The 15024-nt window shown below is 42.0% G+C and carries 16 protein-coding genes and 5 tRNA genes; 3 read left to right on the top strand and 18 right to left on the bottom strand.

Annotation, left to right across the window (positions count from 1 at the left end):
- Positions 1–46 precede the first annotated feature (46 nt).
- From WC841_02455 to WC841_02415, 9 genes are all read right to left on the bottom strand, one after another.
- A complete protein-coding gene (locus WC841_02455; protein ID MFA5828195.1) occupies positions 47–1879 on the bottom strand; it encodes a phenylalanine--tRNA ligase beta subunit-related protein in 1833 nt (610 codons plus the stop codon).
- Positions 1876–2883, bottom strand: coding sequence for a phenylalanine--tRNA ligase subunit alpha (locus WC841_02450; protein ID MFA5828194.1), 1008 nt, complete (start codon positions 2881–2883; stop codon positions 1876–1878). Before WC841_02450 ends, WC841_02455 begins: the two co-directional genes overlap by 4 nt.
- Positions 2884–2959: 76 nt before the next feature.
- Entirely contained in the window at positions 2960–3301 is a 342-nt protein-coding gene (gene rplT / locus WC841_02445) for a 50S ribosomal protein L20 (protein MFA5828193.1), read from the bottom strand.
- A 46-nt stretch (positions 3302–3347) separates the two neighbouring features.
- Positions 3348–3557 carry a bL35 family ribosomal protein gene (locus tag WC841_02440; GenBank protein ID MFA5828192.1) on the bottom strand — a complete coding sequence of 70 codons (210 nt, stop codon included), beginning with the start codon at positions 3555–3557 and terminating at the stop codon, positions 3348–3350.
- Entirely contained in the window at positions 3538–4110 is a 573-nt protein-coding gene (gene infC, locus WC841_02435) for a translation initiation factor IF-3 (protein ID MFA5828191.1), read from the bottom strand. Before infC ends, WC841_02440 begins: the two co-directional genes overlap by 20 nt.
- 5 nt (positions 4111–4115) lie before the next feature.
- Positions 4116–5861: a threonine--tRNA ligase gene (gene thrS, locus WC841_02430; protein ID MFA5828190.1), complete on the bottom strand. Its 1746-nt coding sequence runs from the start codon at positions 5859–5861 to the stop codon at positions 4116–4118.
- A 194-nt stretch (positions 5862–6055) separates the two neighbouring features.
- A tRNA-Val gene (locus WC841_02425) sits at positions 6056–6129 on the bottom strand.
- A 200-nt stretch (positions 6130–6329) separates the two neighbouring features.
- A complete protein-coding gene (locus WC841_02420) occupies positions 6330–6905 on the bottom strand; it encodes a DUF5660 family protein (protein MFA5828189.1) in 576 nt (191 codons plus the stop codon).
- Positions 6906–6958: 53 nt separating this feature from the next.
- Positions 6959–7801, bottom strand: coding sequence for a trigger factor (locus tag WC841_02415; protein ID MFA5828188.1), 843 nt, complete (start codon positions 7799–7801; stop codon positions 6959–6961).
- Positions 7802–7830: 29 nt separating this feature from the next.
- Here WC841_02415 and WC841_02410 point away from each other — a divergent pair, with 29 nt between their 5' ends.
- Entirely contained in the window at positions 7831–8451 is a 621-nt protein-coding gene (locus WC841_02410) for a hypothetical protein (protein MFA5828187.1), read from the top strand.
- 182 nt (positions 8452–8633) lie between these two features.
- Entirely contained in the window at positions 8634–9197 is a 564-nt protein-coding gene (gene efp / locus WC841_02405; GenBank protein ID MFA5828186.1) for an elongation factor P, read from the top strand.
- A gap of 46 nt (positions 9198–9243) precedes the next feature.
- Here the strand turns inward: efp and WC841_02400 are convergent, their stop codons facing one another.
- From WC841_02400 to WC841_02365, 8 genes are all read right to left on the bottom strand, one after another.
- Positions 9244–9618 (bottom strand): hypothetical protein, encoded by a 375-nt coding sequence (locus WC841_02400; GenBank protein ID MFA5828185.1) that lies wholly within the window; start codon positions 9616–9618, stop codon positions 9244–9246.
- Position 9619: 1 nt separating this feature from the next.
- The gene (locus tag WC841_02395; protein MFA5828184.1) at positions 9620–10399 is read right to left on the bottom strand and encodes a hypothetical protein; all 780 of its coding nucleotides are present in this window, start codon (positions 10397–10399) and stop codon (positions 9620–9622) included.
- A 152-nt stretch (positions 10400–10551) separates the two neighbouring features.
- A complete protein-coding gene (locus WC841_02390; GenBank protein MFA5828183.1) occupies positions 10552–10731 on the bottom strand; it encodes a hypothetical protein in 180 nt (59 codons plus the stop codon).
- A gap of 170 nt (positions 10732–10901) precedes the next feature.
- Positions 10902–10986, bottom strand: a tRNA-Leu gene (locus WC841_02385).
- Positions 10987–10996: 10 nt separating this feature from the next.
- Positions 10997–11072 (bottom strand) — tRNA-Lys (locus WC841_02380).
- Between the two features lie 84 nt (positions 11073–11156).
- A tRNA-Arg gene (locus tag WC841_02375) sits at positions 11157–11230 on the bottom strand.
- Positions 11231–11238: 8 nt separating this feature from the next.
- Positions 11239–11310: transfer RNA gene (locus tag WC841_02370), tRNA-Arg, on the bottom strand.
- Between the two features lie 38 nt (positions 11311–11348).
- Positions 11349–12731 (bottom strand): hypothetical protein, encoded by a 1383-nt coding sequence (locus WC841_02365; protein ID MFA5828182.1) that lies wholly within the window; start codon positions 12729–12731, stop codon positions 11349–11351.
- Between the two features lie 23 nt (positions 12732–12754).
- Here WC841_02365 and WC841_02360 point away from each other — a divergent pair, with 23 nt between their 5' ends.
- Positions 12755–13855, top strand: coding sequence for a GTPase (locus tag WC841_02360; protein MFA5828181.1), 1101 nt, complete (start codon positions 12755–12757; stop codon positions 13853–13855).
- A gap of 105 nt (positions 13856–13960) precedes the next feature.
- Here WC841_02360 and WC841_02355 read toward each other — a convergent pair whose 3' ends face one another.
- Entirely contained in the window at positions 13961–15022 is a 1062-nt protein-coding gene (locus tag WC841_02355; GenBank protein MFA5828180.1) for a radical SAM protein, read from the bottom strand.
- Positions 15023–15024: the final 2 nt, after the last annotated feature.

Raw genomic sequence — 15024 nt, 5'->3', positions numbered from 1 at the left:
TTGACAAGGGAGAATATAGCTTGTCATTTGACGGGGAGTTTTGACTTTAAATTTTGATCAGGTCGAAAGATTTGAGATGGAGCTGTTTGGCGGTTTTGTCGTCGCAGTTGTAATAGGAGACACGAAAAGTGTAACGATATTTGCCCGTCGGTTGGTCCTGGTATTCGTCGGTGACGATAATTTGCCAAAGATATTGAGGACCAATAGTTTTGGTGTATTGCCGGATTAGAGAAATGGGATCCTGTCGAGAATCAAATGTAACGTTGGCGTCGAGAGTAATAATCTGAGAAGTGAGCTCGATGGCGGTATTGGTGGTGTTTTTTGGGAGATAAGCTATTGGTTTTTCTAGATCGTCGAGAATAATTTCAACAAAAAGTTGGTTTTGCATTTTTTGGGAGTTAAAAGTGGAAAACTTTTTTTGAAATATGCTTTCGATGTCGGAAATCAGCTTGTCGGAATCGTGACTGGAAATACCAAGAGCGTATTTTTCGCGGTACTCTTTGTCTTGTTGATAATATATTTTGCCGATTTCGAAAAAGCGGGGTTGGGGTAATTTGTATCGATTGAACTGGTCCAGTTGGTTTTTGAGGGATTGAACAATTGATTCCCTTAAAACCGGGTATTCAGAATTTATGGAATTTTGGGTATAAATTGCGTTTCGGGATAATGGTTTTTGAACGAGAGGCCAGGAACGGACTTCGTCGTAGCCAAGGGAAACCAAACTGTCTTTGAGTGATTCGATTAAATGCAGAATTTTTGGGGTGATATCCGCTAGAGGATTGGCAGAGATTGGGGTATCAAGGGGGATTTTGTTGTAGCCGTAAAATCGGATGACTTCTTCGATCAGATCTTCTTCGATGGTGATATCTTTTCGGAGAGACGGCGGAGTGACTAAATTTGCATTAATTTTGCAGCCAAGACGGGTTAATATATCAACCGAAAAATTAACAGGGATATTTATACCGGCGTATTGGGATGGTTTGGACGGATCAAAAGGGATAAAAATGGGACTGGGTTTTTGGGGGTATTGTTCAAATAATTGGCTAGAAACAGTGCCACCGCAAATTTTTAAAACATTGTCCACTAAAAAAGCGAAAGCTTGAGGTATGGTTTCGGTGTCTAAAAACTTATCAAGACGAATGGATGCCTCGGTAATTGTTTTTAAGTTACGGGAATCGGCGCGGATACGGGTGGGGTTGTAAATGGCCATTTCTAAAATAGTATCGCCCGTTGAATTTTCGATGCCCGAATTCTTACCTCCAATAAACCCCAAAGACAGACATTCATGGGGATTGCTAATAATGAGGTTATCTTTTAATGCCAGAGTAGTGCCGTCGAGGGAAACAAGACTTTTGTATTTTGAATTGTTTTCCCAAATCAAATTATCGGTGGTCTTGGCCGTATCGAAAGCATGACAAGGGATGCCATAAACCAACATGGCGTAGTTGGTGAGGTCAACGAGGTTGTTGATGGGATTGATGTCGTGAAGAGTGAGAAACTTAATTAACCAATTTGGTGAAGGGGCAATTTTTAGATCGGAGATTTTGATGGCCTGAATTCTCTTAACATCGGGGGAGTTTATGGTAATTGGTAATCGGTAACCCGCCTGACTGGCGGGCAGGTCTGTAATCTGTAAAACTGGATGTGTTGGTAAAATTAGATTAATATTATAAAAAACGGATAGGTCGAGAGCGAGGCCGTAGTAGCCGAGACAATCGGCTCGGTTTTGGCGGATTTCCAGATCAAAGACGATTTCGCCATCAATTTTTTTCAATCCGGAGGCAAAATGGCCCAACATGGTTAAATCGTCGCGTAGGGTTTCCGGATCTACGGATAAATTTGGTAATAGTTTTTTTAACTCAGAAATAATTAGTTTCATAGTTCGTTTGGTTTGTAGGCAAGATTGCCGCCTAGCAGGGTGCGGATGTCCTTGATATTGAATTTGGCCATAACCCAACGGTCGAGACCAAGACCGAAGGCAAACCCGCGCCACTCTTTGGGGTCAATGCCGGCCATTTGGAGAACTTTGGGGTGGATGATGCCGGATCCGCCCATTTCCATCCAACCGGCGCCTTTGCAGATAGGACAGCCGGTACCGTGGCAGTTGAAACACTGGAGATCTAGCCCCATACCAGGTTCTACCTCGGGATAGTATTTGCACCGATAGCGAACTTTGACATCGGGTCCATATAGCTCTTTGAACAGGAGGTCAAAAGTACCGATAAGATCTTTTAGGGTTATATGCCTGTCCACGGCAACTCCCTGGTATTGGTGAAAGATAAAGTGGTTACTTTTGGTAACTTTTTCGTTGCGATAGGTTTTGCCCGGAAAAGCTGCTTTGAAGGGTGGTTTTTCGGATGATAAAAGCCGGGCTTCGATAGATGAGGTTTGGGTGCGTAATAAATAATCCGGCTCTTTTATATAAATGCTGTCTTGCATTTCCCGAGCGGGGTGATCGGCCGGAACGTTAAGCCGTTGAAAACAAAATTCGTCGGTTTCTATTTCGGGACCATCGTAAACAGAAAAACCTAACTTGCGAAACAGGTTGTTTATCTGACGTTCGGTTTGAGTGATGGGATGAAGATGGCCGACATTTGGTAAGGCAAAAATTGAATCTTTGGTTTCTAACTTTGTTGGGCTTATTATTGGCTGTATATCGGCTGATTTTTGTGAGAGTAATTGCTCAATTTGTTTTTTGAGATGGTTAAGGTCAAAACCGTATTGTTTGGGATCAGAGGCAACTTTTATTTGAGAAAATAACTGGTTTATCAGGCCGTGGCGGCCAAGGAGGTCGATGCGAATTTTTTCGAGGTCATCGGAGGTATTTGCGGCAAGAATTTTGGTGCTGGAATCGGCCAACACTTTGATCAGATCTTGGTTCATTTGATAGTTTATAGTCTATTTTATATTAAAAAAGCTCCCGGTGGAGGGAGCTTTAATATTAAAGTAGCCCCCGTGCTTATTTGATAAAGGTAACGATGGCTTTGAAGGCGTCCGAATTGTTGGTGGCAAGATCAGAGAGGACTTTGCGATTGAGATCGACCTTTTTGTCTTTTAGAGATTTTATAAATTTGGAGTAACTGATCTCGAATGGTTTGAGGGCGGCGTTGATACGGACAATCCAAATCTGGCGAATGTCTCTTTTTCTAATGCGACGGCCCTCGTAGGCATATTGGCCGGCGTGCATAACAGCTTCTTTGGCGACTTTGAACCTTTTGTGACGGGTCATCCAAAACCCTTTTGCCTGCTGAAGTATTTTTTTATGTCCGGCGTGGCGGACTGTGCCTGTTTTAACTCTCATAAATCCCTCTTTAATTCTCCCTTTGACAAGGGAGAAAACTATAATGTTATGCTCTTCCCAGGAGCTTTTTAACCTTTATGGCGAATCGGCCGAGGACGGGTTGCTTACCTTTGAGCCGGCGGAGCTGTTTTTTGCTTTTTTTGCGGCGAAGATGCCGGTTAAATGAAGACATACGTAGAACAACACCATTTTTGGTGACTTCAAACCTGTTTCTGACAGATTTTCTGGTTTTTAGCTTATTTTTGACTTTCTTCATTTTTTGTAGCCGCTTTCTTTTTGGTGGAAGGCGACAGAGTAAACATTAATCTTTTGCCGATTAATTTTGGTTCACCTTCGGGAACAGAGTATTCCTTGAGGTCGTTTTTGAATTTTTCAACCAAGTTATAGCCAAATTCTTTTCGGGCAATTTGGCGACCTTGGAATTTTATACTTAATTTGACTTTATTTCCAGTAGTTAAAAATTTTTGTGATTTTTTAATTCTGGTTTCATAATCGTTTTGACTGATGAAGGGTGTCATTTGGATTTCTTTTAGCCCGCCGCCTTTTATGCCTTTCTTTTCGGATTTTAGCTTTTTGGCCTCCTGATACCTGAATTTGGTAAAACTGATGAGCTTGACCACCGGCGGGACGGCGCGGGCGGCAATTTCTACCAGGTCAAGCCCGGTTTCGAAGCTCTTTTGACGAGCTTCAGCAAGAGGAACAATACCTATTTGCTTACCATCTTCGTCCAAAAGCCGGACAGTTGCGGCGCTGATACGATTGTTGGTGTTGTAATAGCGCAAATTTTGGTCGGATCTTTGATATGCCATTGTGCCTATTTTATCAGGTTTAAGCTCTTTGTGCTAATTTGCCCGATAATTTGCTTTAGGAAATTTTCCAGAGGCATGGAACCCAGATCCTGACCGTCCCGTTGGCGGACCGAGATTTGATTGTCGGAAGACTTGGCTTCCCTGTCTCCTACTATGATCAGATATGGGATTTTTTCCATGGCGGCTGAGCGGATTTTGTTTTGCATGGTTTCGGCCCGGTCGTCTATTTCTACCCGAAGATTGCTTTCAAGTAAAATATTTTGGATTTTTTGAGCATACTCAAGTTGATTATCGGTGATGGGGATTATTTTGGCCTGAATTGGTGAGAGCCAGACTGGGAAGGCACCGGCAAACTGCTCGATTAAGATACCCATAAATCTTTCTAAAGAACCGTAGATTACCCGATGGATGACAACCGGAGTTTTTTCGGTGCCGTCGGAATCGGTATATTTGAGATCAAATTTTCGGGGCAACTGAAAATCAAGTTGGATGGTCCCGGTTTGCCACTGCCGATCTAAACAGTCGTCCATGAGGATGTCCAGTTTGGGACCATAAAAAGCACCTTCACCTTTGCCAATGAAATAGTCAAATTTGTTGTCGATGAGAATTTGTTCAAGCTCTTTTTCGGCCTTGTCCCAGGTTTCAATGTCGCCCATAAAATCATCGGGGCGGGTACCCAGTCGAATTTTGAATTTTATGTCAAAGACAGAATAAAAAAGATGGGCAATTTCCAGAATTCTTTTGTATTCATCCTTGATTTGTGCCTCGGTGACAAAGATATGAGCATCATCCTGGGCAAATTTTTGAACGCGCAGAAGGCCGCTTAGTTGCCCGGATTTTTCATGGCGATGAAGAGCATCGCAGTCGGACAGGCGGAGAGGTAATTCCCGATAGCTATGTTTTGTCTGTTGAAAAATGGTCATGGCATTGGGGCAATTCATGGGTTTGAGGCAGTAAGTACCTTCTTCGCCCATGTCGCAAATAAACATGTTTTCACGATAATGCTCCCAATGGCCAGAAGTTTCGTAGAGTTGTTTTTTGTTTAGTTGAGGAGTAATCGTTTCAAAATAACCACGTTTTTGGTGTTCTTCACGCCAAAATTTTAGCAATTCATTAATAATGACGGTACCTTTTGGAAGCCAATAGGGCATACCCGGAGCAGTTTCAGCCAAGAAGAACAAGCCCAGTTGTGGCCCTAATTTACGATGGTCCCGTTTTTTGGCTTCTTCGATGTTAAGAAGATACTTTTCTAAAGCTTCTTTGTTCTCGAAGGCGGTACCATAAATACGGGTAAGCATTTTGTTTTTTTCGTCTCCGTGCCAATAGGCGCCGGCTATCGAAAGCAATTTGAAGGCTTTGACCTGGCTTGTATAGCGGACATGGGGACCGGCGCAGAGATCAATAAAATCATCACCGGTGGAATAAATGGTGATAGCTTCATCACGATTAGTAATGCTATCTAGCCATTCGAGTTTGTAGGGATTATCGGAAAAAAGTTTTTTGGCCTCGGCGAGAGTAATTTCTTTTTTGATAATGGGAAGGTTTTCTTTGACGATTTTTTTCATTTCGGTCTCGATGACCGGAAAATCGGATTCATTGATTTTGAAATCCCCTACTGTCTCGAAATCGAAGTAAAAACCGTCGTCGGTGGCGGGACCCATGGCCATAATAAATTTGTCCGGATAAAGCCGGAGCATGGTTTGGGTTAAAATGTGTTCCGCGGAATGGCGGAGGTCTTTAAGTTCTGACATATGATGTATTTTATAAGAAATAATAGGAAAAAACAAAACAGACAGGAGGCCCGATTCAGAGGCGAGAATCTTGTGCCCGATCGGGCGATGTAGTTGAGTATTGATTTATGTATAGCATGGTGAGTCTAAGAGGACTTCCTTCGACTTCGCTCAGGATAAACTCCCCTCTGACCTCTTTGGCTTGAGGGGGTTTGTGAGTCTAAGAGGACTCGGACCTCTGACCTCTTCGATGTCAACGAAGCGCTCTAACCAACTGAGCTATAGACTCGAGATGGCCTAGTATATCTATAATTTTTGTCGAAATCTACCCTTAATCCCTCCCCTCCAGAGGCGGGCAGGTGCAATGACGGGGTGGGAAAGATTGCCACGGGAATAATCCCCTTACGCCAAAGGCGGACAGGCGTAATGCGTGAGTGGGAGCAATGACCGGGTGTTTTAAAAAAGGATTTGTTGGTGAAATAGTAAAAATTAAGAGGTGGAGCGGGCGGCGGAGTGCTCACCGCTAAAAAGATATTGCTCTCCCCCTTCCTTTTTATTTTTTACCTTACTCCAGAAGGCATTTTTTTTGCGTTTCTTGGATTGGAATGATTCGAGCCAGGTTGAGGCCTGAGATAGATTTTTTCGAAGGTTGGCGATAAATATTTTTACCCGGTCAAGGAAGTGAAGCTGATACTCACTGACCTCTACAATCGGCTCGAGGGCGATTTTTTCGACATCGGTATTTAGGCTATCGGTGGCCTTGATGAGCTTTTTGATTTCTTGTTGGAGGGACTCGATGGTTTTTTTGAGCTCGGTTTGTTGATTTTTGAGCAAAAGGTTTTCTTCCTGTTGAAGGTGACTTACTCCGCCCAAAAACTCGTTTCCCCAGCTTAGCTTCGGTTTGCTGATTTCTACACTTTGACCGAGACCTAAAATACCCATTAGACCAGTTTTTTTCTTTGGTGCTTCATCACGGTCCCCTTTAATTATTTCATTTGAAAAACCGTTAACTTTGTAGTTACCGGTTTTGTTGGTACTTGGTTTAAGTAAATACCCACCTGCCATGGCAAGTATTATAACACTAATTAGCTTGAAAAGATATATTTTGGTATAGCTAGTTATCTGAGGTGTTGAAGGTAGTCAAAAACCTTTTGCTGAGTGATAAGGTAGTAAACCAGATTTGGGTTATTGGCCATTTTGGGGTTTTGTTTGAGAAGGGCCTCAGTCTCTTCTTTGGTGACTTCCATTTTTTGATCTTTTGAGATTTTGTCGATGGCAAGATTTACGGTCCACTCGTTTACTATTTGCTGGGTTAAGACGGCCCTATATTGTTCAAGAGTCTGATTTCTGGTTTTGAGATATTGGGTAACGGTAATGCCTGCCTGGGAGGTTTGATCGACTAACTGAGACATGCGGTTTTCGATATCAGAGTTGATTAATATCGGGGGCAGATCGACGCGGCAGTGTTTTATTAGCGTGTTTAAAATTTCGTCCAATTTGTCGTGTTTGTGGTCATGATCATTTTCGGCCTTGGGCTCTTTTTTTTCTGGTGCAGAATTAATTTTGATGACTTGAGGCTGATATTTTGGATCAATTTCAATTTCCGGCAACTCGCAACCAATGATTTCGATCTCCCAATCTTTTTCGAGGGTGATGGGCGGATTTGTAATTTTTATCTGAGGTTGGATAATGGGTTTGAGATTGTTTTCTTTGATTTTTTGATCGTAGGCCTGAGAGATAAGGTGAGAGGCAACTTCTTCGAGAATTTTTGGTTTTGAAATTTGCTGCTCTACCAGGTCAAGAGGGGCTTTTCCTTTTCTAAAACCTTTGGTTTCAAACCCTGACTGGACGGATTTTAGGGAGGAGGTATATTCCCTATTTATCTCCTCTGTGGTGAGAACGATTTTCAGGATAAAGGTCTTGTTTTTTTGTTTCTCGATATCGTTGACGTTTGTTTTCATAAGTAGGGGTATGATATCATGAAATACGAATGCAGAGAACAATATTGGTGGTGGGAAGACTGGTCTTTTTGTCGGTGTTTGGTGTAATATCGGTATTATTTTTGCTGTGGGAAACAGTGACTTTTGTAAAGTATCAACCCGGCCATAAATCAACTTATAGCGTTGTTTACGACATGGGTAGTAACGAGGGGTTGGCTGTCTCGGCGTCGAATGAAGAAGACACAAATGTTGTCAGAAATGGGGAGTTTGAGGTGGCGGATGCCAGGCCCTTGATTGTGAGGCGGTATCTGGAAAAATATAAATCTCCGCTGGCTGACTACGCTGAGCTGATATGTGAGCTGTCCGATACCTATGGTTTTGAGTATTATTGGATACCGGCGATTGCCCAACAGGAGTCAAATTTGTGCAAAAAAATCCCGGAGGGTTCATTTAACTGTTGGGGTTATGGGATACATTCTAAAGGAACTTTGCGGTTTGAAAGTTATGATTTGGCCCTAAGAAGTTACGCAGAATATCTAAACAGGGTGTATTTTGAAAAGGGCTTGAATACGGCGGAGTTAATTATGAAAAAGTATTGCCCTTACTCTGATGGTTCTTGGGCACGGGGGGTAAATCAATTTATCCGCCAAATGGAAACGGGTGAATACTAATGTGACATAGTCGGCGAGGGTGTGTATCTGATTAGTATAATTGACGTATTTATAATATTATGATATATTACACATCAGATCCCGGGGTGGCTCCTCTAAAAAGCATGCTCTGGGATTTTTTTTGGTTTAAACTTGGGAAGCAGCTTTAGCAAAATCCAAAATTTGGAGGTAAAATACCAGACATGGGGACAATCTCGACAGCACAATTCAAAAAAGGAATTTACATAATGTTTCATGATGAGCCACACATGGTGGTGGATATTTCCTTTGTTTCTCCCGGAAAGGGATCGGCGTTTTATAAAACGAAATTAAAGTCCTTGTATACGGGAAGGGTGGTTGAATTTACTTATAAATCGGGGGAAAAGGTTGAGGAAGTGATGGTGGAAACTCATGAGGCTGAATATTCGTATTTTGACGGAGCAAATTATGTTTTTATTGAGCCGCGGAGTTTTGAGCAATATATGGTGCCGGTGGAGATTATGGGAGATGATAAGGTTTATTTGAAGGAAGGTTTGCTTTTCAGGATTAAATTTTATGAAGAAAACCCGGTGGGGGTAACTTTGCCCAAAAGTATTGTTTGTAAAGTGGTGGAAACGGAAAATTCCGTTAAGGGCGATACGGCCACTTCGGCGATGAAGTCGGCGATGGTAGATACGGGGGCGAAAGTTCAGGTCCCGCTTTTTGTAAAAGTTGGGGATGAGATTTCTATTAGCACTGAAACGGGTGGGTATCTTTCGAGGAAGTAAAAAATCCACGATCTTACGATCGGAGTTTTCGCTGTCTTGGAATAAATTATTCTTCGATGCCGACTTTTGTATCAATTTGGGGCGGAGGTAAGTTTTCCAGACTGTTCATTTCTTTTTCTATATCGTCAAACTGGGCCTGAAATTCTACCGGAAACTGACCGAGGGTGGTGGTGGGAGAAATAGGGGGTAAATTAGACTCTGTGGGGGTGGGGGTAGCTTTGGTCTTTTTGGGGGTCGGCCGATCGTTTTTTGTGGCCGAAACGATAAGGGCGATGAATAGAAGAATGGCTATGACTGAGACCAAAATGACCAGAAGCTTGATTTTTGGATCTTTGGGTAAAATTGTTTTTGAAGTGGTCGTTTCCGGGGTGGCCGGATTGTCCTGTGGGGTGTCGATATTTTGGGTGAGATCGTCTGCCATATTAGTTGGTAAATTTTAAAACAATTGATTTTAGGTCACCGATAATTTCTAATAGATAGAAATTGGCTTTATTGAGGTCGGCTTTTGCTTCGGGGTAAAAATTGTTGAAAGTATTGCCCGAGTACTGCTTTTTTTTCATTTTATTAACGGCATTGTCTAGACTGGCGACAACCAAATCTGATTTTATCGGTAGGCTAGAAAACCACTGTTGACTTTCGGGACTGACTTGGGGGGAATTTTGGATGTCGGAGGCTAGTTTTTGGATTTTTCTCAGAACCAATGTTTTCTGGTTGACTTCATTTTGGACCAGAGAGGAATAAATTTGTTGTTGAATCGTGATGTACTTGAATCTAAACGTTTCGGCCCAATCGGAGATATCGCTTTCATTGTTGATAGAGGATACTATCGAATTTTGTTCGTCTAGCCACTCTTCGAGCTTTGCTAATTCTATTTGGATTATTTCGGTTTCGATGGGATCTTGGTCTTCATATTGGTCCATATTTACTCTAATGGCCATAAGATAGGCCTTGAGCATGGTGTTTCTGGCGATGAGAGTTTTGGTGGTAGCTTCGTTTTTGTCGGCTTGAGTAATCAGGGTGCCGTATTGGGTGTGGATTTCCTTTTTTTTGGAATAGTCGAGATAGTTTTCCTGATAGATTTTTCGCTGATAGAGGTAGTCGGTTTTGTAGGTGTCAAAAAGACCGGCGGCGGGAGTGGCTTCCTGGGAGTAAGATTTTGGGGGAGAGAAAAAGAAGAAAATTAACAAAAGATACAACAACATGATTCAGTTTAGCAAATATTTGGCGGTGAAACGTAATAAATTAGGATTTAAACGTTTCAACAACGTTTTCTAAAGAGATCAGGTTTATATCAGACCATCTTTATTGGCGGGGCAGTTTGAGAGGTTTCGTTAAAGCCTGTTTAAAGATCGGACTATTTTTTTCTAAAAAACGCTCTTCTATTTTCTGTATCTTGTGCGGGTGAGGCGACCTCTCTTCTTAGACCAGTAGTTGGATCAACACTAATAATAGACCCAGGCGGGTGATAAGTTTTATCCCTGATTAGTGTACTATCTGTAGTAATAGGATTATCCTTTAGAATAATAGTTTCCATATTATATTTCCTTGCTTTATAAAAAAAGTATCATTAATAGCCCTATTCTATCACATTTTTATATAAATTATCATATCTTTCAGTCTTATTTGTGATAAGTCTTACTTGTTTTTTGATATGTAGTTATATTTTAGTCGAGCTTAAAAAAACCGAAGGGATTTAAATGTCCTTGGTGCCGCTGAGAGGACTCGAACCTCCACATCTTGCGATATACGCTCCTAAAGCGTACGTGTATACCAATTTCACCACAGCGGCGGATTGTTGGTGGTGGGTTGCGTGGGACTCGAACCCACGACCAATCGCTTAAGAGGCGATCGCTCTACCAACTGAGCTAGCAACCCATATTTTTAAAGTATTTTATGATCGCTCAAGAGTCCGCCGGGAGGGCGGATCTACCGGCCTGAGCTAGCAACCCGAAATATGGGTATCCCCGACAGGGATCGAACCTGTGACCTCTTCCTTAGAAGGGAAGCGCTCTATCCAACTGAGCTACGAGGACAAGTAAAGTACGCCCAGTGGGAATCGGACCCACATCACTAGTTCCGAAGACTAGTACTCTATCCATTGAGCTATGGGCGCCTGCACCGGAGTACTTATAAATTGTCAAATAATACGGTCTATTTTATCAGTTTTTCGACAAAATTAATAATCTTGTCTTTGAATCTGAGCTCACTTCGGTAGATAGTGGCATTGCTATAAAAAGGGGTAATCTGATAGGTGTCGGTGTTTTCCCAACTAATATAAGTTTTTCCTTTAAATTCTTTGTCGGATAATATCTTGAATTTAAAACTTAGGGGAAGTGATTGATTTGGGTAGATGAAGCCGTTGCCGATGCAGATGGCGTCTAGTTGGACATTTGGAGTTGTTTGGGGATTGAGGCAAAAACTGCCTTTTTCTCCCCAAATTGACTGGCCGATATTTTTTAATACTATCTCTCCGGTATATTCGGTATCGGTAAAAATGATAAAGGGTAATTTTATGCCCTGGGTATGGAATTTTGTTATTTGTTCCGGCTGATTTTGATTTTTTGGCGTGTCCAGTAATTTTTGGTATTCGGGCATCAGCTTTTCATCTAAGCTCAGCCAGGAAAAATGATCGAAGGGTTCATGCGGATAATTATAGATAAAGGGGGTAACGGCCTTGATGTTGGGGTCTGATTGCCAAATCGAGAAGGCCTGGTTTAGAAAGCTGGTGGCGGTTTCGGCGGTAAAGAAACCATTGTCGGGTTTGACTCCCTGACGGTGGGGCCAGCCGGTTTCGGTGATAAATATTGGGTAAATTTTTTTGATTCCGAGATTTTTGATAAATTCCTGCTCCCACAGATAACCTCTGATGCTGTGTTGCCCGGAGTCTTTGGGTGTACCAATATAGCCGTGGTTGGGGTAGGAGTGAGAGGCAATGGCGTCGATTGAATCAAAAAACTCCGGCCGGTATAAAAAAATTTCCCGATAAACATTGCTAGCCGATTTGTTAAGAGGCGGGTTTTCGGGGGCAGCCAGATCAAGACCGTTGGTAAGAATAGTGAAATTCGGGTTAAGTTCTTTGAATTTTTTGGAAGCGTAAATGGCAAGGTCGGTGTAATTTTTTATGTCGACTTCCCCACCCCACTCCTTGGCATGATTAATTTCGTTAAAAAGGATTACGGGCTGTTCCCGGACCGGCCAGTTAAGAGAATTTAGAAATATGGCGAGATTGTCGATATCGGTGTAATCCGGCCGCTTCCAACATTCTTTTTCCATCACGGTTGCTAGCCGGATAATGGGCTGAATGTGGAACTTACGGCAATTGTCAAAGAAGTCCTGCCAAGTTTGGTGGTTTAATTGATCGGTTCTGATGACAATTGTGGCCCATCCCCAATCCCCCTCAGAACTATTGATCATATCTTTTGCGGTATAAATGTCCTGTGGTTGGGTTAAATGCACCCCAAAAATGTTTTCGGATGCTAAAATAGACTGATTGTAGCTGAGAAGCAATAATAAAAGAGAAAGAATGAATATCATTTGTATCTAGTGATTTTATCAGAATGACCAAAGAAGAAATAATAAAAATGAAGATGTCTCGAATCGAGAAGGAGATTCGGGACACGCCATACCACAAAGGGACGGAACACTTGCATGGACTTTTGAAAGCCAAGATGGCTAAATTGCAGGATGAATTGCAGGGCTCGTCGGGGAAAGGCGGAGGCGGAGGAGTAGGGTATGCAATTAAACACTCCGGTGACGCTTCAGTGGTTTTGGTGGGGCTACCGAGTGTGGGAAAGTCGACACTCCTCAATAAACTGACCAATGCTGAGTCGAAAGTGGGAAATTATGATTTTACTACGTTGGGCGTGGTCCCCGGAATGATGGAATATAAAGGTGTTAAAGTTCAAATCTTGGATCTTCCCGGTATTGTGGAGGGGGCGGCTGAAAACAAAGGTTTTGGGAAAAAAGTGATTTCTGTAATCAGAGCATCTGACTTGGCGGTGATAATGACTGATGTAAAAAGGATTGGGTGGCTGGATATTATGGCCAATGAACTTTATAAATCGGGGATAAGATTGGGGCAGATACCACCCAAAATTCATATTAACCGGACTGATAAGGGAGCGATACAAATTATTGATCCATATTATTCTTTTGACAAAGAATTGGTGGAGGAAATTGCCGAAGAAATGGGGTATAACAATGCTCTGATTCAGTTTGGAGAAAAAATCAAAAGTGTAGATGTATTGATTGATGGCTTGTCAAAATCCAGAAGATATATGCCGGTAGTGAGAATTATCAATAAAATTGATAACTTTAAAGTCGAAAGTCTAAAGTCGAAAGTAAAAACCGGGGAAGTATTATTTTTAAGTGCGGATAAAGAGATTGGCCTGGAAGAATTAAAGGAAAAAATTTGGAGGGAGCTGGGACTTGTTCGGGTATATCTGAGGTATGAGAGAAATACCGAGGGTGATAAAAAAGAACCGCTGATTATGAAAAAAACAAAGACTATTGATGATGTCTTGAAACGGATTTCTAGCCAAATGCGGGATGATGTTAATAAAGCCTGTATTTGGGGTAAAAATGCGCGGTTTCCGGGACAGGAAGTGTCGTTTAACTATGCGGTTTTTGATGAAATGGAAGTGTGGTTTGGGAGGTGATGGAGAAATTATTAGCTTTGTAATCAGTAATTAGTAAATGGGGAGAAAAAGGGTGAAATAACAATATAAATCCCTCTTTAATTCTCCCTTTGACAAGGGAGAACATTATGTTGAAAGTTTTCGGAGTTTTTCGGCGCGGGATTTGATGTCAACTTTAGATGGTTTAAGGCACGATTTGTAATAATCTGTAATAAGAGTATTGGGCCGGTGGGAAAATCTAAAGACGTGGATTTTGGAAAAACCGATAAGTTTACACAAATTATATGTTTCTTCAAATTCAGCATCGGTTTCCCCGGGAAAGCCGACAATGATGTCGGTACCAAAACTAAACCCTCCCCCAGCCCCTCCCTTGACAGGGCGGGGGGTGATATTTTTTAAGGAAGTAAAGATTTCTTTTATTTTTTTAACATTGTAAGGGCGGTGCATGAGTTTTAGGATTTTGTCGGAGCCGGATTGGAGGGGAATATGGAGGAAATTGGTAATCTGTAACCTGTAATCTGTCATTAGGGAAAGGAAGCGACTATCGATGCAATTTAGGGGGATGGAGCCGAAGGAGATAAGGGGAACGGATGTGTTTTTTAAAAGAGATTCGATTAGGGTGGAAAAACCATACTTGTATTGGTCGAGATTTACGCCGGAGATGATGATTTCCTGATAGCCGTTTTTTATGGCCTGATTTACCGTATCGATGGCTGTGGTAATGGGTAAAGACCACAGATATGGCCTTTTTTGGGGCACGGTACAATACGAGCAATTGTGGGTACAGCCGGATTGAACTTTTAAGATATAGCGGTGGGTATGACTAAACTTGTCCCCTATTTGCGGGCGATAGGCGCCATTGATTTTTTCAAGAATTTTTTCTTTTTCAACATTGTTGATAATGGAAATATTCGGTAATACTTCAATATTTCTTAAATCGGCGCATCCAGAAACGACAATTTTTGCGTTTGGGTACTGATGACGAAGAGAGCGGATTTTGCCAAGAGATTCGATGTTGGCTTTGGCGGTGACGGAACAGGTGTTGATGAAGATTAAATCTACCCCCGGCCCCTCCTTTGAAGAAAGGAGGGGAGTATAACCATCGCTAATTAACTTTTGGGCGAATTGGTTGGTTTCGGCAGCGTTGACCCGGCAACCGAAATTAATACATAAAAAAGTTTTTCCCATAG

Source organism: Candidatus Shapirobacteria bacterium, assembly GCA_041659325.1.
Lineage (GTDB): Bacteria > Patescibacteriota > Microgenomatia > UBA12405 > UBA12405 > JBAZYN01.
Note: the sequence above shows the minus strand (reverse complement) of the source record. Positions and strands in the feature narration are given on the sequence as shown.